Annotated in this window: 16 protein-coding genes, 1 tRNA gene and 1 pseudogene; 12 read left to right on the forward strand and 6 right to left on the reverse strand. The window is 38.4% G+C overall.

Annotated features, from left to right (window positions below; genetic code table 11):
* Positions 1–4 precede the first annotated feature (4 nt).
* From NQ565_RS13945 to NQ565_RS13990, 10 genes and pseudogenes are all read left to right on the forward strand, one after another.
* Complete coding sequence (locus tag NQ565_RS13945) at positions 5–3,394, forward strand: hypothetical protein (protein WP_005651912.1); 3,390 nt, start codon at positions 5–7, stop codon at positions 3,392–3,394.
* Positions 3,394–6,036: a hypothetical protein gene (locus NQ565_RS13950; RefSeq protein WP_005651914.1), complete on the forward strand. Its 2,643-nt coding sequence runs from the start codon at positions 3,394–3,396 to the stop codon at positions 6,034–6,036. The genes NQ565_RS13945 and NQ565_RS13950 overlap by 1 nt, the downstream gene beginning before the upstream one ends.
* Before the next feature lie 59 nt (positions 6,037–6,095).
* The gene (locus NQ565_RS13955) at positions 6,096–6,674 is read left to right on the forward strand and encodes a hypothetical protein (protein WP_005651916.1); all 579 of its coding nucleotides are present in this window, start codon (positions 6,096–6,098) and stop codon (positions 6,672–6,674) included.
* Between the two features lie 21 nt (positions 6,675–6,695).
* Positions 6,696–7,277 (forward strand): hypothetical protein, encoded by a 582-nt coding sequence (locus NQ565_RS13960; RefSeq protein ID WP_005651918.1) that lies wholly within the window; start codon positions 6,696–6,698, stop codon positions 7,275–7,277.
* Position 7,278: 1 nt separating this feature from the next.
* Positions 7,279–7,878 carry a hypothetical protein gene (locus NQ565_RS13965; protein ID WP_005651920.1) on the forward strand — a complete coding sequence of 200 codons (600 nt, stop codon included), beginning with the start codon at positions 7,279–7,281 and terminating at the stop codon, positions 7,876–7,878.
* A gap of 235 nt (positions 7,879–8,113) precedes the next feature.
* On the forward strand, positions 8,114–8,698 hold the full coding sequence (locus NQ565_RS13970) for a hypothetical protein (RefSeq protein ID WP_005651923.1): 585 nt from the start codon (positions 8,114–8,116) through the stop codon (positions 8,696–8,698).
* A 7-nt stretch (positions 8,699–8,705) separates the two neighbouring features.
* Entirely contained in the window at positions 8,706–9,065 is a 360-nt protein-coding gene (locus NQ565_RS13975) for a hypothetical protein (protein WP_005651925.1), read from the forward strand.
* A 12-nt stretch (positions 9,066–9,077) separates the two neighbouring features.
* Positions 9,078–12,065 (forward strand): cation-translocating P-type ATPase, encoded by a 2,988-nt coding sequence (locus tag NQ565_RS13980; protein ID WP_005651928.1) that lies wholly within the window; start codon positions 9,078–9,080, stop codon positions 12,063–12,065.
* Positions 12,066–12,124: 59 nt separating this feature from the next.
* Positions 12,125–12,916, forward strand: a pseudogene (locus NQ565_RS13985) (DNA/RNA non-specific endonuclease).
* A gap of 4 nt (positions 12,917–12,920) precedes the next feature.
* Entirely contained in the window at positions 12,921–13,373 is a 453-nt protein-coding gene (locus NQ565_RS13990; protein WP_005651934.1) for a hypothetical protein, read from the forward strand.
* A 244-nt stretch (positions 13,374–13,617) separates the two neighbouring features.
* Here NQ565_RS13990 and NQ565_RS13995 read toward each other — a convergent pair whose 3' ends face one another.
* Positions 13,618–14,727, reverse strand: a complete 1,110-nt coding sequence (locus tag NQ565_RS13995) for a site-specific integrase (protein WP_005651936.1) — start codon at positions 14,725–14,727, stop codon at positions 13,618–13,620.
* 302 nt (positions 14,728–15,029) lie between these two features.
* Positions 15,030–15,114 (reverse strand) — tRNA-Ser (locus NQ565_RS14000).
* A gap of 115 nt (positions 15,115–15,229) precedes the next feature.
* Between NQ565_RS14000 and NQ565_RS14005 the strand changes: the two genes are divergently transcribed.
* On the forward strand, positions 15,230–17,767 hold the full coding sequence (locus NQ565_RS14005; protein ID WP_005651938.1) for an endonuclease MutS2: 2,538 nt from the start codon (positions 15,230–15,232) through the stop codon (positions 17,765–17,767).
* A gap of 89 nt (positions 17,768–17,856) precedes the next feature.
* Positions 17,857–19,068 (forward strand): L-serine ammonia-lyase, encoded by a 1,212-nt coding sequence (locus tag NQ565_RS14010; RefSeq protein WP_005651940.1) that lies wholly within the window; start codon positions 17,857–17,859, stop codon positions 19,066–19,068.
* Positions 19,069–19,185: 117 nt separating this feature from the next.
* On the opposite strand, the gene NQ565_RS14015 is transcribed toward NQ565_RS14010, so the two are convergent.
* From NQ565_RS14015 to NQ565_RS14030, 4 genes are all read right to left on the reverse strand, one after another.
* Positions 19,186–19,698, reverse strand: a complete 513-nt coding sequence (locus NQ565_RS14015; protein ID WP_005651942.1) for a PepSY-like domain-containing protein — start codon at positions 19,696–19,698, stop codon at positions 19,186–19,188.
* Positions 19,699–19,744: 46 nt separating this feature from the next.
* Positions 19,745–20,185 carry a PepSY-like domain-containing protein gene (locus tag NQ565_RS14020; RefSeq protein WP_005651944.1) on the reverse strand — a complete coding sequence of 147 codons (441 nt, stop codon included), beginning with the start codon at positions 20,183–20,185 and terminating at the stop codon, positions 19,745–19,747.
* Between the two features lie 92 nt (positions 20,186–20,277).
* Complete coding sequence (locus NQ565_RS14025) at positions 20,278–21,567, reverse strand: sensor histidine kinase (RefSeq protein ID WP_005651946.1); 1,290 nt, start codon at positions 21,565–21,567, stop codon at positions 20,278–20,280.
* Positions 21,564–22,241: a response regulator transcription factor gene (locus NQ565_RS14030; protein ID WP_005651948.1), complete on the reverse strand. Its 678-nt coding sequence runs from the start codon at positions 22,239–22,241 to the stop codon at positions 21,564–21,566. The genes NQ565_RS14025 and NQ565_RS14030 overlap by 4 nt, the downstream gene beginning before the upstream one ends.
* Positions 22,242–22,274: the final 33 nt, after the last annotated feature.

A 22,274-nucleotide genomic window follows, 5' to 3' on the forward strand; every position in this document is an offset into this window, starting at 1 on the left:
CATTATGTCAAAAGCTCTACTAATAAAAAGTCAAATAGACAAGAACGGAGGAGAAGTTGGTAAGTGGAACAACTTCAATAATGCTCCTTCATATATACAGGGTATTCATACAGGAAAAATGTTAGAGGATATCTCTGCAGAAAAACTAGGTGCATTAATTTCTGGTATACCTACTCCATGGGCAAGAGCCAAACTTTTTAAGTTTGCCTTTTCTACCATAGCTGCACCAGATCCAAATATAAACACAGAAGGTCTATTACAGTTCTATAATATGCTTCATGCCGAATGGAAAGGCTTGATGGCTGTAATAGCATTATACCCTGACAGAATTAGATTTTCTGATCCTGTTTATATGGATGTCAGAGGGGGAGATTATGATATAGCTTCTGCCTTTGGTAGAATGCTGTTCAATGAAAAGGATGTTTGGAGTAACCAGGATGACTTGGCTCGAAATCCGGATGCCCAACCATTTATTCAACTGATCTATTATAGAGAACATCTTGTTGGTGGTACATCTCCTCTTACCGGTTGTTTTACAGGTGTTGATTATAGTAACTTGGGTAATGATGCTTCAGATATTAATTGGTATCGTCAAGGAAAGTTTGAGGACCCGATGAATTATCTTACTCCAGAAGAAGTGCAAAAGGTTTATTTGTTTGTTAAAAACATGAACCGTAACCAACAGGCTTTTGAGACTAAAATCAATTCTCAGAGAGGAAACAATCTAAGGATAGAATTGACAGGATTCAAGACTGTAAGCAGACAGTGGGAAAATGAACTTAGTGCTAAAGGTAATGGTTTGCTTCGTCAAGTGGGCCCTATTGCTCAATACGGTAATCTGTCAGCTCCATTTGCAGATTTGTTCAAGAGTGATGTACCGGTTTACATGAAGCAGGATTTCACCTTCACTTATTTTGATGACGGTAACTGTCAGGTTATAGGTGATATACAGAACCTCTTAAGCAAGGATAATTTTGTAGTTGGATGGTGTGAAGATAAAAATGAGCTAACAAAACTTTCTCAGGCTCCAGTGTATTACTTAAGAGTTCCTGATTTAAGTGATGGATCATGCTCTTACTTTTCCCTGCCGTTATCAGAGCAAGGCATTGACATCTTTAAAAATAGTCTGTCTTCTTTATTGGGTTACTCTTCAACTTCAGGAAACACTAAACTTACTGCCAAGATAAATGATGCTGGTCAGTTAGCTGTAACTTTGGTAGTTGAAATTGACGGTGAACCTGTTACGCTTAACAAGAGAGAATACAAGATTCAATGGATGACTTCTAATGGCAGAGTTATTTTATGGCCTAACTTTGTCAGTGAAAATTGGAATAAATACTATTTATATTCTGAGTTTACAAGTGATGTAAATGAGAACTTTATACCATTCTTTAAATCTGAAGGTAAGATACTAAGAAATATAAGAGGTGAGTTCTTAACTTCGGATTATGAGATAGCACCAGAAGAAGATCGTCAGGTTGATGTTAAACAACTTGTTACATATCCTCATGGTCAAGGTACAGATTTGATTAAATATGATATTATAAGCACTGATAAGCCAATGGCTGGCGTTCTCGTTAAAGTTAAAGAGGCTGGCAAACCTTGTGGCGCAGGTATATTAATGTTCAGACCTGATGTAGTTAAGGATTTATCAAATGTTGATGTACAAAATACTGCTGTTGTAGGTATTGACTTTGGTAGTAATAACACTTGTGTTTACTTTAACGCTGGAAATAGAGGTGCCCAACCGGTTCAGTTTAAGAATTATAGGTCAGTTATAGTTGGTAAAGAAAATACGGATACTCGTTCAATTGCCCAGAATGACGAACTCCTATTCTTCACTAACTATGAATCCAATAATGGTCAATTAAAGTCATGGCTTCATGAACATGATACTCGTTATACTAAGAATGGTATATCAGAAGAAATACAAGGCGGTGTTCCTGTAAATCGTCCTAATATTTTGGTCAATCACATGGATGAATTTATTATAGAAACACAGGCTGGTAATCTTCATTATAACATGAAATGGTTGAATGATGATAAAGGTTTATTGAAGAAACGTGCTTTCTTAAAAAGTATTTGGTTACAAACATGTGCCTTCCTTTACCAGAATAAAATTAAACCATCTCAAATAAATTGGAGTTATCCAGGTTCTATGATGGAGGCTGACATTGACGAATTAAGACGAATATTTGAGGAATTGTCTCGTATGACACCTATTATGGGTAGGAAACCGTCTATCAATGATGAGAATATCACAGAAGCTGAAGCCGTATGTAGTTATGCACTTTCAAATAACAACTTCGGTCTTAACAATAATAATATGTTCCTAGGTATTGATGTTGGTGGTTCTACAAGCGACATTCTTCTATTGGCTAAGAATCCGCAAAAAGGTAATCAGGCTTCACTTTTCAGAGAAAGTTCTGTGAGACTTGCTGCCGGTGTTTTCTTTAACACTGTTATAAATTCTGATGACTTTAGACGTGCTTTATTGAACTTCCATGAAGGAAAGAGTACAAAGGTTTTTGTAGCAAATATACAGGAAATAATTAAGGAGAAGAAGAAGGCCCCTTATTACCTCAATAGTATATTTGATCAGCTGAAGACAGAAGAAGACTACGATAAATTCTATAGTTCTATAGCTGATAATGCAAAAGTAGTATTTACTTTACCTGCATATGTAACAGGATTGTTGCTTTACTATTCTGGTATGCTTATTGGAAAGACTATCAAGGATAACAATCTTGACAATATTACTAGGATTGATATTCTATCGTTTGGTAAAGGTGGTCGCTTATTTCACTGGCTCCGTAATGCTGCTAGTAACAGTACCACTATGGGATATTATAAATCATGTCTCAATGCCGGTGTTAAACGTATAATTGATAGGGAACTGGATGTTAAATACAGAGACGAAATCGAGGTTGACAATAAAGCAGAGGTTGCTAAAGGTCTATGCGATATGCAGGATCTAAATAAAGTATTCGTAGATAATCATAGCGATATCTGTGGTGAGATAGGTGTAAGATTTACAAATTCACAGGGTGCATCTAGAGAGTTGTTGCCTACAGATGAATTGTCCGGTGAATACTTCGATAATGATATGAATTACTTTGACTTCACAAGCATGGAATGTTTTGAAGAGTTTTTCAATATCTTTATCAATTTCGTAAGTGTAAAAACTAAATTATGCACTATGGACGCTGAACTCAGAAATGATTTCGCCGATCTTCCAAATAAGGTAGGAGCTTTCATTTGCCAGGACAGCGAATATAAGAGTGCCAAACGAAAAGTAAATAATGGTGGTTCTTTCGCTTATCATCAACCTTTGATTATAGCAGAAGGCTCATGCTTCCTGGAGAAAACATTAATAAAAAAAGTGTTTAGTTAATGAAGACATTATCACTATATATAGACAGATGGTATATTGCCGCAGCAGTCTGCTACGACAATATACCTCGTCGTATAGATCTGCCTAATAGGGAAGACCGTATTTGGCTCTATTTTTATGAAGATATTAATAATGATAGAGTTATTTATGGTAAATCTTATCAGAAGCATTATCTGGATAAGGAGCTTCATTACTATGGTGATATATTCTCTAAAGTCGTAAAAGAAGATGAAACCTTTAAAAGATTTGGAAAAGATGTTAGTTTGAAAGAAATCTTTAAGGCATCTGATATACTTGAACACCTAACTAGGGACTTTAATGAAAATGAGAAAATAGATACCTACATCTCTTTTTCAGTTGATGTTTCGTATGCCGCCCAGAAGGTTTTTCTCGATATATTGGAAGAGAATAATTTTGTTATCAAAGAGAGTGTTGCTAGAATCTCTCACTTAGCTGTAGAACTTTCCAATAAAAAGGGCCTGTTGAATGATTCAAATTGCATTCTCGTTATTACAGCTTGCAATGAGAATCTCCGATATGTCGTTTACAAACAAAGTAATAATGTTTTTGTTAGACAAGGAAATGAAGGACTCCTAAGAGGTTATGGAACTGATTTGAGAGGTCGGGCATTACTGGAACAGATTGTTTGGCAAATTAATAATTCAACTAAATTCCTAAGAAAAGAGGAAGAGGAAGAGGAAATTAACAGATTGAACCAAAATCTGGAAAGATGGCTATTACAACTTGACAACACCAAGTTTGGTCGTCCTGTTATATATAACGATATAACTTTCTCCAGAGCCCCACATAATAAGCAGAATGCTACTATTCTGAAGAATGTTATTGAGGAAAGAACCAAAACAATAGTCAATGATGTAGTTGACAATATTGTTCAATATGTAAAAGAACTTGATATTGTATTCTCAGATATAAGTCATATTATTTTCATAGGTGATTCATTTAAGAATAGCATGTTCAAGGAAGAGTTATTACAGCGTTATCCTGTAACTCCGAACAATATAGTTGCTTTTGGGAATAAGGATATTCCTGAGATTGTTGGTATTTACAGTCAAATGGACTTGTCTCAATTTGATAGTTTAAGAAAGAATATCGAAAATCTCTCTTATGAACAATTAGAACAGATTAAAATTGCAGAAGAAGATAGAAAAGCTAGAGAAGCTGCACTTAAGAAGCAGGAAGAAATTGATCTTGCTAATGCTGCTATGCGTGAAGATGAGAGAAAGTTCAATGCCGCCATTGTTGACGCTGAATCTTATGAGAAGAAAGGCGACTATAGCAGCATGATAGATCTTCTAAACATTGCTCTTACTTTAAAGCCTGATGATAAGGAAGTAAAGAAAATGTTGGATGAAGCAAACAGAAAGCTATCCGAAATCAAGGTCAAGAATGAGCAATATAATAAAACCATCAGGATGGCTCAGGATGCCTTGAACTCACAGCGATGGCAGGATGCTTATTCAAAGAGTGAGGCAGCTTTAGAATTACGCCCTGATTCTTCTGAGGCAAAACGTATTCTTACTGAATCACAAAGAAAAATCAAATTAACAGAAAGCCTTAAAGAGTTTCTTTTACGAGCTGACACCTTTATTGGTCAGAAATTATATAAGGAAGCATTAGAAGAACTGAATAAGGCTAAGCATGCTGATTCTAATAATAAAGAGATTGAGGAACGTATATCCAAAATCCAAAATATACAGAAGAAGCATAAAGAAGAATTGGGCTTATTAGAACAGGAACTTACTAAGGCCGAAAAAGAAGATAACTTTGACATAGCCATAGAAATATGCAATAAGCTCATTGACAAGGATATTCAGAATCCTAGAAAATGGAATGAGCATATAGTTTATCTTAAAGAAAGACGGAACAAATATCTTAAGGATATAGAGCTGTTTGAATCGTTAAAGATTAAGATAAATGAAGCAAGTTTTAATGAACATTGGGAAGAACTTATAGAGCTATGCAACAAAGTATTATCTATAAAATCTGATGATTCTATTAAACGATATTTGGAAAAGGCACAGGACAAGTTCAAGCTAATTCAAGATCAAAAGAATTTTGAGAGCTTGGTTTCTAATGTGAAAACATTTATTGCTGATAGACAATGGCCTGAAGCTAAAGAAATTATCAAGGTATTACACGAGAAATATCCTGACAGAAGTGATATTATAAGGAATCTTCGTAAACAAATTTTTGATGCAGAAGAAGCCTGGGAGAATAAACATAGTGGAAAGAAACATATATCTTCTCCTATGCCAAATAATACTGAAGAGTATGGAAAACCTCCAGTAAAAATAGATAGACCTTCTAAAGATTCTTCTTTTGATGACTTCTTTGGCACTGATAATCCTAAAGGAAACAACTTAGACCAAAATAAGGAAACTCCTTATAAGACAAGTAGGCAGAAAAAAGAATCTTCAGGTGATGACTTCTTTGGCTCCGATAGTCCTAAAGGGAACAGCTTAGGTCAAAATAAAGGCAAGAGTGTTCCTTCTAATACGAATAGTCAGAAAAAGGAATCTTCAGGTGATAGTTTCTTTGATTCTGATTCTTTTAAATTAGAGAAATCAAAACAGAAACAGCATACGAAACCATCTGCAAAAGATGATTTCTTTAAAAGCTGATATTAAAAAAATGAATTGGGTTAGAATGGATTATTTTTAACTTTTTAAACTAATAACATATGGCAGAAGTACAGCTTAAAAGAAAAATTACGCTGCGCCGTAAGGAAAAGCCAGCGGAATTTACATTTGATGGACTGCTAAAAGTAAAATTGTTGTGGCAGTCTAAAACAGACTTGGATTTGTGTATTTTCTTTAAAAGAAAAGATGGACAAATCGGAGGCGTATTCTCTTCAGCATTCCGTCAGAAAAAATCTGATTTAGGTAATTTGTCTGAATTCCCTTTCATGTTACATAAGGGAGATGAAGCAGAACCGGCACCTGGGGGAGAATCTATAGAGCAAATCAATATTGCCAGTCTAAATGATATAGATACAGCGCATGTATGCGTATTAAATTACAGTAAAGCTATAGACGGAGAAGAGGTAAACTTTGCCCAGGATTCAGGTAGAGTAGAAATACAAAGTGACTCAGGTGACTATCTGGAAGTCCTGATTGATGCTACCGAGGATGGACATGTTTACCATGTATGTAGTATCAAGAATAATGAGGGTATTAACTCTGTTATAAATGAAGGTGTTGTTATGGATTTGGGTACTGCTTTTGATAAAATACCTGGGTTCTCACTAATATGCGAATAATAACTTTTAATTTTTATAATTATGGCTGAAGTAACATTAAAAAAGAAAATTACTCTTCGTAGAAAAGAAGAACAAGCTGCTTTCACTTTCTCTGGTAAACTTAAAGTAAAACTTATTTGGTCTTCTGATACAGACCTTGATTTATGCCTATTCTTTAAGAAAAAAGACGGCTCAATCGGTGGTATATTCTCTAATGAATATAGAGGAAAGAAATCTGACCTAGGTGATTTAAGCAAATTCCCATTTATGCTTCACATGGGTGATAATAAAGAACCGGCTCCAGGTGGTGAGGAAACAGAACAAATAAATATTGCCAGTCTTAGTGAAATCGACACAGCTTATGTTTGTATCGTGAATTATAACGCTGCCGTTGAAGGTGAAGATGTTACCTATGCTGACGAAGGTGGACGTGTAGAACTTCAAAGTGACTCAGGTGACTATCTGGAAGTGTTAGCAGACTCTAAAGAGGAAGGCCATGTTTACTGCGTTTGTTCAATTAAGAATAAGGATGGAGTTTATGCATTGAAGAACGAAAGCAATGTAATGGATTTAAGCACTGCATATGAGAAAATTCCTGGCTTTGAATTAATTGTAAATTGCTAATATGGTACAACTAAAGAAAAAAGTTACTCTTAAGACCAAGATAGCTGATTCTGATGTAAAACAAGATATACAACCAAAGAATACAGCTCCGCAGGAACCTGTTAATAAAACAGGAGGTGGTAAAAAGCGTAACCTTTGGGTCTTTTTGGGTATAGTTGTTTTGGCTGCTATATTGTTCTTTGTTTTTGTGGGTAAAGATAATGAGACATCAGTACAAACAAATGTAGCTCAGAATCCTGTTACTGCTAAAGCTGATTCTATTCAGCCTGCCAAAACAGAAGAAACAGCAGAAAAGGTTGATTCAACAAATGTAGAGAAAACAGACAATACATTAAAGGAAGAACCTACTAAAGCAACAGCAGAGATGCCTTCATCAGAAAGCAACTCTAAACAAAGTTCAAAGCCGGATGTTGTCAAAGTAGAGAAAAAAACTCAAACATCATCTGCAATACCTGTAAATGGTAGCCTCGAACAGAAAGCTATTGCTGTTATACGTGGTACTTACGGCAATGGATTGGAGAGAAAACAAAAGCTCGGTGACGAATACACTGTTATCCAAAACAAGGTTAACGAAATGTATCGTGATGGTTTAGTTGATTAAAACTGTAAATACTGAAATAAAGAAACCGATATTCTTCATTGGTTTCTTTATTTCGTAAACATTGAAATATGATTATATCAGTTATAATAGGGTTATGTATATGGTTTGTAATACCTATACTTCTCGAAAATAATTTTAAGAAAAAGAAAAACAAGGCAGCATTAAGGATGGTGTGTAAGATAATTGGTCTGGTCATTGTTATTGCTGCATTAATTAATGGTTTGTTTTAAGTTCTATGAGAATTAAAACTATATTTATTTTATGTTTTGCTCTTCTACTTTTTAGCGGATGTGCAAATAATAAAAAAGAAAAGGTTGAGACTTCACCTGTTCTAAGCGAGATACAAAAGAAATACATAGATGAAGGTTGGCTTCTAAAATCGGATAGCAGTATGGATGGAGAACTACCTTCTTCCTATGGGGTTAAACCGAAATATGGCCTTCAGGACAATTATTTTGATATTAATATGGGTGAGGGCTGTGATATTGCTGTGAAGATAATAGACCTGTCAAATGACAGGTGCATACGATATATATTTGTGAGCGAAAATTCTTCAATAACAATAAATCAGATACCACAAGGCCAGTATTATCTTAAGATAGCCTATGGTTATGATTGGATGGAAAAATTCGAAGATGGTATGACTCATGGTAAGTTTACACGTAACTGTTATTATGAAAAAAGCGTAGATGTCTTTGATTTTGGCAAGAAAAATTCTCAACATACTATTAATTATATTTTGAATATTAATATTCAAAATGGTATTGTAAATAATAATTTCAATACAATTAAAATCGACGAAACAGAGTTTTTTAAATAATTGAGCTATGAATATTTTTAAACTATTTCTTTTTCTTTTAATTTCCCCTTTGGTATTTACTTCTTGTGAAACCTCTCAAACTCCTGTTGATGAATTATCTTCCTTGTTGGAAAAGATAGATAATAACAGTGAAAATTACTCTGAAGAAGATTGGAATAATATAACAAATGAATTTACAGAGATAGAGGAAGAGTTATCTAAGTATGAATATACTGATGAGGAACTAAAGGAGATAGGCAGAATTAAAGGCCAGATTCTAGCAAAGATGACAAAAAGTGCTGTCAAAGATCTTAAAAAACAAATGGAAGATTTAAGTAAACAACTTGAAGGTGGACTTGAGGGCTTTATGGAAGAAATTAATAATTAATACATAATATACATGGAAAAAAGAAAACATTACGAAGGTTTAAACGACCAACAAGTTGTTGAGAGTCGTGCCAAGTATGGCGTGAATCTTTTAACGCCACCTAAGAAGGATTCACTTTGGAAACAATTTCTAGAGAAATTCTCTGATCCTTTAATTGTCATATTAATAATAGCCGGTATCTTATCTATTGGTATCGCTTGCTATGAATATTTTGGCCTTGGGGAAGGTTTGACAGTCTTTTTTGAACCAGCTGGTATTTTTGTAGCTATACTGTTGGCAACAGGTTTGGCATTCTATTTTGAGCTTAAGGCAAACAAGGCTTTTAACCTATTGAACAAGGTTAATAATGACGAACCGGTAAAAGTAATTAGAAATAGCAACGTAACGGTAGTTCCTAAAAAAGATATTGTTGTTGGGGATATTGTTTTATTGAGTACTGGTGATGAAGTTCCTGCTGATGGAGAACTGCTGGAATCAATTACACTCCATATGGATGAGTCAACCTTAACTGGAGAGCCGGTTTGTAGCAAAACTACTATTGAATCTGAATTTGATTCTGAAGCTACTTATCTTTCTAATTATGTATTGCGTGGTACAAGAGTAATGGAAGGACACGGTGTATATAGAGTAGATAAGGTTGGCGATTCTACTGAAAATGGAAAACTTTTCGCTAAAATGACAGGTAGTGATATAGATGAAAAGTTGGAAGAATATGATGAAATAAAGGAAGAGAGAGAACTAACGGAAGAAGAAAATAAGGAATACATTAAACTTCTAGCTGCTCAACAGGGTGTAAGGAAAGGTGTTAAAACTCCTCTGAATGAGCAATTGGATGGTTTAAGTGAACTTATTACAAATTTAAGTTATGGCTTTGCTACATTAATCATTGTTGGTAGAATAGCTCATTATTTCTCATGGAATCTGTTGGCATGCTGTTTGATTATTCCAACTGCTCTTTTCTTTTACCTGGTTATTAAGAAATTTGAAGACTGGTCAAAAACTGCATGTGTTTCTACTATTATAACTTTTGCGGTTATATTCATAGGTGCTGTTTTAGGTTTACATGAATATTTGTTGCCTGAGGCAGAATTGTCAGGACTCTTAGCTCATACATTGGACACCCTTATGATTGCTGTAACTCTTATTGTTGTAGCTGTACCAGAAGGGTTGCCTATGGCAGTAACATTGAGTCTTGCTTATTCTATGAGAAGTATGCTGAAAACAAATAACCTGGTTCGTAAAATGCATGCTTGTGAAACAATGGGTGCAATTACCGTTATTTGTACTGATAAAACTGGTACTTTGACACAAAATAAAATGCAGGTTTATGAAACCAAATTTTATAATCTGGATAAACAACAGCTTAAAGAAGACGAGGCAAGCAAACTTATAGCTGAAGGTATTGCTGTTAACTCAACAGCATCACTAGACCTGTCAGGAACTGAACCAAATGTTGTTGGAAATCCTACTGAAGGTGCCTTACTATTATGGTTACACAAACAAGGAATAGACCATGTAACTTTAAAAGAGAGTGCTAATACTTTATCTGAGATACCATTCTCTACAGAAAGAAAATACATGGCTACTGTCGTTACTTCTTCAGTTAATGGAAAGAAAATCCTGTATGTAAAGGGTGCTCCTGAAATAGTTTACGGAATGTGTAACAGTTCTTCTGCTAATGTAAGTAAATCAGAAGTTGACAATCAGCTTCAGGCTTATCAGAAAAAAGCTATGCGTACATTGGGATTTGCTTATCAGATACTGGATGATAATGATAAATATATCGAAAGTGGAAAGGTAGTTGCTACAGGTCTTAATTTCTTAGGTATTGTAGCTATCTCTGACCCTATTAGAACAGATGTTCCAGCTGCTGTAACAGAATGTATAAAAGCCGGTATTAAAGTTAAAATAGTAACAGGAGATACTACTGGTACTGCTATTGAAATCGGTAGACAGATTGGACTTTGGTCAAATACTGACAGCGATAAGCATATTATAACTGGTCCTGAATTTGCTAAATTAAGCGACAGTGAATTAGATGATATAGTTCTTGATCTTAAGATTATAGCCAGAGCGAGACCAATGGACAAACAGCGTTTGGTTGAATCTCTGCAAAGGAAGAATCAGGTTGTATCAGTTACTGGAGATGGTACTAATGACGCTCCTGCTTTGAAAGCCGCTCATGTTGGTTTGTCTATGGGTGCTGGTACTTCAGTCGCTAAAGAAGCTAGTGATATAACTATTATTGATAACTCATTTAGCAGTATTGGTAGGGCTGTTATGTGGGGTCGCTCTCTTTACCAGAATATTCAACGTTTCTTACTATTCCAGTTAACTGTAAATGTTGCAGCTTGTTTTATTGTTCTAGTTGGAGCATTTATGGGTGCTGAATCACCACTAACTGTTACACAAATGTTGTGGGTGAACTTGATTATGGATACATTTGGCGCAATGGCATTGGCTTCACTTCCTCCTTCAGCAGAAGTTATGAATGATAAGCCAAGGGAAAGACAGGCCTTTATCATCAATAAGCCTATGGCTTTCGATATTGTTGGTGTTGGTGGTTTCTTCTTCCTGTTGACACTATTATTCGTTTATATTTTCCAGCACAGTGATGTTACTAGTTTAATGGACTTATTAACTTTACAGTTGGGCGAAGCAAATAGCGTAACTCCTTATGAGCAGACACTGATTTTCTCAATATTTGTGTGGACACATTTCTGGTATATGTTTAATACCCGTTCCTTCGAAACTGGAAAAAGCTTGTTCAAACTTAAGCTAAGCTCAGGATTCAAAACGATAGTTGGTGTTATTGTTATTGGACAAATTATCATAGTAGAAGTATTCTATGAGTTCTTTAATGTTGAGCCAATGTTCCACACACTTAATTGGACTTTGAATGTATCAGGTATTATAGATTGGCTTATTATTGTAGTCTTATCTTCACTTGTCCTTTGGGTTAGAGAACTATGGCATCTATTAAGTGCTAAGAAAAACTAATAATTAATTATAGGTGATGAAGGTATGTTACAATAATACATATCTTCATCACTTTTTTTATGTGTTATTTTACATCTTGCGTTATGAGATTAATATTTTCTGTTTTTATTTTTATTTGTACAAGTCTAATTTCTTGTTCGAATAGCTATCAACAATCACAAAATTTAGAGATTCCTATTAATACTATTGAGAGGGCAGAGAATATTTATTATAGGTTAGGTTATACTGTATCTTTTAATCCTGAGCTTAATATACCTAATTGGGTAGCATGGGAACTTAATTCTTCGAAATTAATAGAAAGAGAAAGTAGAGCCGGACATTTTTATCCGGATCCAGATATACCAAGAGGTATAGCTGTAGAAACAGGTGATTATAGTAATTCAGGATATGATAGAGGACATATGTGTCCGGCAGCAGATAACAAATGGGACAAACAAGCAATGAGAGAGAGTTTTTATATGACGAACATTTGTCCACAACATCATAATCTTAATAGAGGCGATTGGAAAGAGTTGGAAGATGATTGTAGAAGATAGGTTGAAGAGTCTGGTACTATTTATATTGCTTGTGGCCCTATATTGTATAAAAACGATATAAGTTATATTGGAGAAGAGCGTAAAATCCGTGTTCCTAATGCATTCTTTAAAGTTATATTAGCAGGTTTGGATGAAGGTAAACCAAGAGCTATTGGGTTTATATACAAGAATACATCTGGCAACAATCCATTGGACCATTATGTAAATTCTGTAAACCAGGTTGAAAGAATAACAGGTTTAGACTTTTTCTCACAACTGCCTGATGACGTTGAGAATGAAATAGAATCTAATTATAATTTAAATCAATGGAGATAAAATAATGAATAGTAATATGCAGTGTCCGATTTGTGGAAGTACAAATAATATTATTCTGGAGAATAACAGCCAGAAAATACTAAAACTAAGACATCCAGGGCTGTTATTTTCTAATAAAGAACTTGCCAATAAATTTAATACAAGGTGCCTTTGCCCAAAATGTAATTTAGAGTTTAAATATAACGAAGTAACAGGGTATTCTATCGATATTACAAAAAAAATGGAGTTCGGTATATTATCTGCTCTTTGGCAATATATAGATATAAAATTGTGCTACAGTGATTCTATAGACAATTTGTTTATAGACAAGGATAGCAGGAACCTTTTTATCAAGTTCTTATTTGATAAATACTCAATAAGGTTGAATGAATCAGATTTATTAGTAAGATACAAATCAAAGAATATTAATAAGGTAGGTGATTTGGTATCTTATATTAAAAGCTTGAAAATAGAATAATATTTTTTAATACAGCATATTATGAATAAATAATAGTAATGTTTGTAACTGTTATAAACTTAATTAAGTTTGTTGTTAAATTATCTCTATACAAAATATGGCATGTATCATAAAAAAGTATCATAAAAAAGAAATAAAAACTTGCTTTTCTTTTATATTATCACTATATTTGTATATACTAGTTAGCGTTCTTTGAATAATGCAAAACAAGACAGAATACAGAACTTCCCTCGTTTCTAAATCGTTACCTGTCTAAAAGTTTATTTCTTGTAAGTTTCTTATTTCTAGTAAATAAGAAAATATACGAGTGTCTTGCAAGGTGGAAGGTGATATTCTTATTTATTCCGCACAAATCACCTATTTCTTTCAAATACGAATTTAATTTTTGATTACTCAATACGGGTAACAATTCTCCTTTAGGCAATTGTCCCTCATACTTTTTCAATATAGCTAATGGCACTTTCAGAAGTGGAACATTCACCGGAGTATCTGTTTTTTGACGATGTTTCATAATCCACGGCTTACCATCAAAAGAAATACTAATTTCACTCGCTTTTAACGTTTTCAGATCAATATACGCCAAGCCCGTAAAACATGAAAAAATGAAAACATCCCGCACCTGTTCCAATCGTTTCGTGGGAAACTTCTTCTTCATTATTTTTTGCAGTTCCACATCCGTCAAATACCCTCTATCCACACGCTTCAAACGAATTTTATAATTCACGAATGGATCAGTGAAAATCCAGCCATTATTTTTCGCCATAATCACAATCATCCGGAAAGTCTGCATAAATTTAGCAGTTGTATTTTCATTACATAGACTAACGGTACGTAAATACGTCTCAAAGTCCGTGATGAACATATGATTAATCTCTTTCAAAGCAATGTCCGTAATATTATACTTAGCCTTCATAAATTCCTCCATCCTACGATAACACCTATCATATTTAGCTAATGTAGCTGCACTCTTACTGATACCTACTAACTTTTGTGCATCATCATTATGCTTTCTGAATAATTCCAATAGTGTTTGTTGTTTAATAGTATATCCTAGGAAAGCATTTCTTACTTTCTCCGCAGTAACAAATGATTCATGCATTTCAATATCACGATAGTGATTTTTCAGGGAAGTACGTATATCTTCCAACAAATCATTCAACTGACGTGCCTTTACGGAGTTACCTGCCGCTTTACCTTGCTTAACGTCCCATGCCTTAGGATCAATATTCAATTTAGAGCTAAATTGAGATACCTCACCACTTACTGTCAGTCTGACCATTATGCAGACTGTACCATCTTTGTTCACTTGATTTTTTCTAATGTAGAAAAGAATCTTAAAAGTACTTTTGCTCATATACGTTGTTCTTTTTATGTCCGTTACAATAGGAATCTTACTTCCCGTTGCAAAGGAACGATTAACAATTCGTGTATGAACAGACATCTAAGAGACAACGAGCGACAAATCAGCAACTTACAGTTAAAATCGTTACTATTTTTATTGGCTGATTTTCAGTAACGATTTGGTAACACTACTTTGTCCAAACAGGACATTTTCATGTCTTTCACTTGTCCAAGCACAAACATAAAAAAGTCCCGTAAAACCTTGATTTTACGGGACTTGTCTTAGCTTTTCCGTCATTTGTCTTTGACGTTTCGCGGAGAGACAGGGATTCGAACCCCGGGTGCCTCGCAGCACAACGGTTTTCAAGACCGCCGCAATCGACCACTCTGCCACCTCTCCAAAACTTCTTTTTCAAGAAGTGCTTCTCTCTTAAAGCGGTGCAAAGGTACAAATCATTTTTAAATCTGCAAACATCTTTCCCGTTTTTTCACGAAATAATTGTACTTTTGTACCCATGATATACCCACAGAACTTTGAACAGAAGATAGGCTTCGACCAAATACGCCAACTGCTAAAAGAAAAATGTCTCAGTACGCTTGGCGAAGAGCGAGTGACAGATATGGTGTTCTCCGACCGCTTTAATGAAGTAGAAGAACGCCTGGATCAGGTTACAGAATTCGTACGTATACTTCAAGAAGAAGATAATTTTCCGGCACAATATTTTTTTGATGTACGTCCGTCCCTGAAACGGATACGGGTGGAAGGCATGTATTTGGACGAGCAGGAGCTTTTCGACCTGCGCCGCTCTTTAGAAACGATACGCGACATTGTACGCTTTTTGCAAAAAAGCGAAAATGAAGAAGAGGAAACCACATCTCCTTATCCTTGTCTGAAGCGATTGGCAGGAGACATAACGGTATTCCCGCAACTTATCGGAAAAATAAACGGCATTCTTTCTCCCTACGGAAAAATAAAAGATAACGCCTCGGCAGAACTGGCACGCATCCGCCGCGAACTGGCAAGTACAATGGGAAGTATCTCACGCTCATTGAACAGCATCCTGCGCAATGCCCAATCGGAAGGTGTTGTAGACAAGGACGTAACCCCCACAATGCGCGACGGGCGACTGGTGATTCCTGTAGCTCCAGCCTTGAAACGAAAAATAAAAGGCATCGTACATGACGAATCCGCCAGTGGTAAAACCGTATTCATCGAACCCGCCGAAGTAGTGGAAGCCAACAATCGCATCCGCGAACTCGAAGGGGACGAACGGCGGGAGATTATCCGCATCCTTATGGAATTTTCCAATTTGTTACGCCCATCCATTCCCGATGTTTTACTGTCATATGAATTTCTTGCCGAAATAGATTTCATACGTGCCAAGGCCTTGTTTTCCGAGCAAATCACCGGACTGAAACCGGCTTTTGAAAACAAGCAGGTTATAGACTGGACAATGGCGGTACATCCGCTGTTGCAACTCTCTCTTGCCAAACATGGGAAAAAAGTTATACCGCTGGATATAGAGCTGGACGAAAAACAACGTATTCTCATCATCTCCGGTCCCAACGCCGGCGGAAAGTCTGTCTGCCTGAAAACCGTAGGGTTGCTGCAATACATGTTGCAATGCGGTCTGCTCATCCCGATGCACGAACGTAGCCATGCCGGCATATTCAGCAATATATTCATTGACATCGGCGACGAGCAGTCTATCGAAGATGACCTCAGCACCTACTCCTCGCACCTGACCAATATGAAGATAATGATGAAAAACTGCAACGAACGCAGTCTCATCCTTATCGACGAGTTCGGTGGCGGTACGGAACCCCAGATTGGCGGAGCGATAGCCGAAGCAGTGTTGAAACGTTTCAACCAAAAGCAGACGTTCGGCGTTATTACTACACACTACCAGAATCTGAAGCATTTTGCCGAAGACCATGATGGGGTGGTAAACGGAGCCATGTTATACGACCGCCATTTGATGCAGGCCCTTTTTCAGCTCCAGATAGGTAATCCGGGCAGTTCATTTGCCGTAGAGATTGCCCGTAAAATCGGATTGCCGGAAGATGTAATCTCCGATGCTTCGGAAATTGTAGGCAGTGAATACATCAATGCCGACAAGTACCTGCAAGATATTGTACGCGACAAACGTTATTGGGAAAGCAAACGTCAGACTATCCGGCAACGCGAAAAGCATATGGAGGAAACCATTGCCCGTTATCAGACAGAGATAGAAGAGTTGCAGAAGTCGCGCAAGGAGATTCTGCAGAAAGCCAAAGAGGAGGCGGAACAACTGATGCAGGAAGCTAATGCCCGCATAGAAAACACCATCCGCGCCATTAAAGAAGCGCAGGCCGAAAAGGAAAAGACACGCCAGATACGGCAGGAATTAAATGATTTCCGCGAATCGCTGGACACCCTCACCGCTAAGGAGCAGGAAGAAAAAATTGCCCGCAAAATAGAAAAACTGAAAGAAAAACAAAACCGGAAAAAGGAGAAGAAAGCCAACAAGAATCAGGAAAATACATTGTCTGCACAAGCGTTGGCAGAGCAACAGGCAAAGAAAGAAGCCGAACGTCTGGCAGCAATCGTACCCGGAAGCTATGTCAAGATAAAAGGACAGACCTCAGTTGGCGAAGTATTGGAGATAAACGGCAAGAAAGCCATCGTTGCGTTCGGAAGTATCAAAACCACAGTCAAGCTGGATAGGCTGGAACGGACAAATGCGCAGCCTAAGCAAGCGGATGTCTCTACCAAGAGTACCTATATCAGTTCTCAGACACAAGACAGCATGTACGAAAAAAAGCTGAACTTCAAGCAAGATATAGATGTACGCGGCATGCGTGGAGACGAAGCCCTACAGGCTGTGACCTATTTCATAGACGATGCCATATTGGTAGGAATGTCACGCGTACGCATCCTACACGGAACCGGTACGGGCATCCTGCGCACGCTTATCCGCCAATATCTGCAAACCGTGCCCGGTGTAAGCCATTTTGCCGATGAGCACATTCAATTTGGCGGAGCGGGGATTACGGTTGTAGACTTAAGTTAATTGAAATTTAAAAATCGAGCAACAGAAAACTGCAAAGTTACAATATTAACAATCCTGATAAACAAATAATCCAATAACCCATTAGCAAGATGAAATCAATCAAAGAACTATATCGCATCGGCACCGGTCCTTCAAGCAGCCATACCATGGGACCTCGCAAGGCAGCCGAGATATTTCTGGAAAGACATCCGGAAGCTGCATCGTTCAAAGTAACATTATACGGCAGTCTGGCGGCAACAGGCAAGGGTCACATGACCAACATTGCCATTACCGAAGTGCTGCAGCCGATAGCACCGGTAGAGATTATCTGGGAGCCAAAGATTTTTCTCCCCTTCCACCCTAACGGAATGAAGTTTGTCTCCGTTGACAAAGCAGGAAAAGAGACCGACCGATGGACAGTGTTCAGTATCGGCGGCGGCGCTTTGGCAGAAGAGAATGACGGAGCATCCTCGGTCAATACACCCGATGTGTATTCCATGAGCAGCATGACGGAAATCATGCAATGGTGCGAACGTACAGGAAAGAGCTATTGGGAATACGTCAAGGAATGTGAAGACAGCGATCTATGGGATTACCTGCAAGAAGTATGGAAAACCATGCAGGATGCCGTGAAACGGGGATTGGAACAGGAAGGCGTATTGCCCGGTCCGTTGAACCTACGCCGTAAAGCTTCCACTTACTATATACGTGCCAGCGGATACAAACAATCCCTGCAATCGCGCGGACTGGTATTTGCCTATGCATTGGCGGTAAGTGAAGAAAATGCTTCGGGCGGCGTCATCGTCACTGCTCCTACGTGCGGCTCGTGCGGAGTGATGCCTGCCGTACTCTACCACCTTTCCAAAAGTCGTGATTTCAGTGATACGCGTATCTTGCGCGCCCTTGCCACAGCCGGGTTGGTAGGAAATATAGTAAAGACCAACGCTTCCATTTCAGGCGCGGAAGTAGGCTGCCAGGGAGAAGTCGGCGTAGCCTGTGCAATGGCCTCGGCAGCCGCCAACCAACTTTTTGGCGGCAGCCCCGCACAAATAGAATATGCTGCGGAAATGGGTTTGGAACATCATCTGGGAATGACCTGCGACCCGGTATGCGGACTGGTGCAGATTCCTTGTATAGAACGGAATGCCTATGCCGCCGCACGCGCCTTGGATGCCAACCTTTACTCCTCTTTCACCGATGGTATGCACCGGGTATCTTTCGACAAAGTAGTAGCAGTTATGAAAGAAACCGGAAACGACCTTCCGTCACTTTATAAGGAAACAAGTGAAGGCGGACTGGCTAAAGATTATAAACCGATGTAGCAGTCAGAGACAAAAGCACGTCCAACTTACTCAAAACAAAATGAAGAATCTCTTCTCTTAATATGTAAGGAGAAGAGATTCTTCATTTTGTTCCGGTTATACCTCAATCAAACAAGATTAACGCCCGGTCTTCAGCTCATCTATCGGCCAGTGCGTATCGTCCTTATTGCCACTTACATCACGTTTCTGCAATAAATTACCATCTCCGGCATAGAACAACTGATACTCCTCATTACCTCTCTCCACTTCGATAACATACTGGACAGGCTGTACGGGATATTCAAGCATATCAATATCTTCCCGTTTCCACTGCGCATATTCTCCGCCTTCGAAAGCGGTCTGTACCGTAGGCGGCAAACCTTCCCAAAGAATATCCGTCTCCGTCAATTTCCAGGTTGCCTGAACATCATACCACACATCCATTTCCCTGCCGTCCATCCAACAGTCGGCTACGAAATAATCACCTTTCCGTTCCCATTCAATATCCATGGCAGCAGGATATTTGTCCTTAAGGGCTTTCGACACGGCATCGGGAACTTTTATATTATCGTTTTTGTCATCATCATCGCACGCACCGAAAGCCATTGCCGCAATGAACATCATCGCTAATACTTGAATTTTTGTTTTCATCTTCTTGGCAAAAAAAATTAAAGTTATACATTCTGCATTATTACAATCAATCGTCCATGCCTACAAATTTTCCTTTGCTGTTGAATTTCAAGGAATAGTCATTGGCAAGTTCAACTTCCACCCCGCTGCGTCTGCGTTCAATCTTGGTGATGACCTCCTGCGGGAAGTTCGTCTTTACATACTCTTTCACAGATACCGGAATCAGAGCTTCGGGCACAGCAGCCTTCTTGCAATCCACATCAGTCCAGTTTCCGTTGCTGTCAAAATCAATCTCCGTACGGTCGGTCAACAGCACCTCATAACTTTTCGAGCCCAGTATTCCGGTTTCAATCTTGATATGCGAGATTTGCGGATCGGTGAAATACCGGTTGATGAAGTTACGGGCTGTCAAAGGCAACTGCTTGGCATCGCGCGTAATGACATCACCGGCAAATGCCAACTGAACGGCTACAAGAGCCAACACAAGGATAGATAATACTTTCTTCATAATCGTTATTTTTTAATGTTACTGATTTGTTTCATATCATTCACACTGCAAATAACGACAGAGAAATAGGAAAGATTTGGGAATAATCAGTGTTAACGGTTATTTTTATTTTCTTTAACAAGTAGAAAGCAATGCATTCCATCCTGCCATTCGTAAGTAAGCCTCAAAAAAGAAATCCGGGCTATGGAACGGGCTATGGCGAGTCCCAGTCCGGTGGAATCTTTCTTTCCGTCAATACTATGGTAGAAACGGCGGAACAACTTCTCACCGTCCAAAGGAGTATCACCTGTATTCTTTATTACCAGCGAATCCGGAGTAGTGAGTATCTGCAACTCTCCCCCATCCGCATTATGAAGCAATGCATTCTTAACCAGATTGGAAACCAGAATCTGTGCCAACGAATGATTACAGCGGATAATAAAAGGCTGTTCCCCCTGCTTACGCAGCAAGCGCACCTGCTTATGTTCGTATATATCCATCAAATCAGGCAGAAGGTTTTCCAGTATCTCGTCCACCGATACATCCTCCGACTCCGTGTACTGCCCGTTCTCTATACGGGAAAGCAGCAGCAAGGACTTATTCAGTTTCACCGCACGTCCCAACGTTGAATAGATTTCATCCAGTTCCTTCATCTGCTGTTCGGTCAGGCTGTCGCTTTCAGCCAGCAGTTCCACTTTACCGCGCACGATGGCAAGCGGTGTCTGCAACTCATGCGATGCGTTTTCTATAAACTGCTTCTGCTCTTCATAAGCCTTGTAACTGCGGTTGCCCATATCCACCGCAGCCTCGCTCAACTGACGGAATTCACGTATCTTCGTAGGGTTCTCCAATGCCGGAACTTCTTTGCCGGGCTGGATGCCGTGCAACCAGTCCAGTAACTTATGCAACGGGCGGAATACCCCTTTCAATATCACTTGAATGCCCACCGATGTACAAATCAGCAACAGCAGGAACAAAGCCCCCAAATACCAGAGCATTGCCTCCACCATATCGTCCCGTTCCAAAATGGAAATCATCAGAGTAAGCTCGTAAAACTGTCCGTCGGGCATGCGGAATGCCGTACGCATCACGCGTACCGGTTCGTTCTCGTCCTCAAGTTCGATATACACGGTAGAGTCATAAAAAACTTCCTGATAATGATTTCCCTCCTGTTCAGAGATGGGACGGAATTTATAAAAAGACATCAATGAGCCCTCCGTTTCAAGAAGGGAAGAATCGTGAAGTACGTGTTCTATTAATATTTCGGCATAATTTTCCAGCGTATCGTCCGTTTCATCAACAACCTCATCAATAATGGCATAATAAAACAATACCCCCCATACAGCCATCAGGACAAATAGCAATAAGGAGATTTTACGATATGTATAATATACCAGTTTCATAATTCGGACAATTTATAGCCAAAGCCATAAACAGCTTTCAGCTCCACAGAGGCATTGGCCTGCTTCAGCTTCTTGCGCAGGTTCTTCACCTGCGAATATATGAAATCCAACGAATCTGCCTGGTCAATATTATCACCCCACACCGACTCGGCAAGGCTCATTTTATTGATAACCCGGTTGGCGTTCACCACAAAGTAATACAGCAGGTCGAATTCCTTACGGTTCAGTTGCAAAGGAGCACCGCCTACTTCCGCCTGCCGTTTGTCCGGATAGAGCAACAAATTGCCCACGGTGACAGACATATCGCCTTGTGCCTGACGGCGGCGTATTAAAGATTTTATGCGTGCATTCAGTTCTGCCAGATGGAAAGGCTTCGTCAGATAATCATCCGCCCCCAGTTCCAGACCGTCCACTTTATCGTCCAGCGAATCCTTGGCGGAGATGATGAGCACACTGTCCGTACGGCGCAAGTGCTTCAGCTCGCGCAACAAATCCAGACCGCTTCCTCCCGGCAGCATAATGTCCAATAGGATACAGTCGTAATCATAGTCGTTTATCTTGTCCAGAGCCGAAAAATAATCGGCAGCCGTTTCTACGACAAATTTCTCTTTCAGGAGCGAAGTGCGGATTGTTTCCCGCAAATCTTGCTCATCTTCTACAATCAGGATTTTCATGTCGGCAAAAAAAACTCACAAATCTGGAATCAT

It is taken from the genome of Bacteroides stercoris ATCC 43183 (assembly GCF_025147325.1).
Classification (GTDB): Bacteria; Bacteroidota; Bacteroidia; order Bacteroidales; family Bacteroidaceae; genus Bacteroides; species Bacteroides stercoris.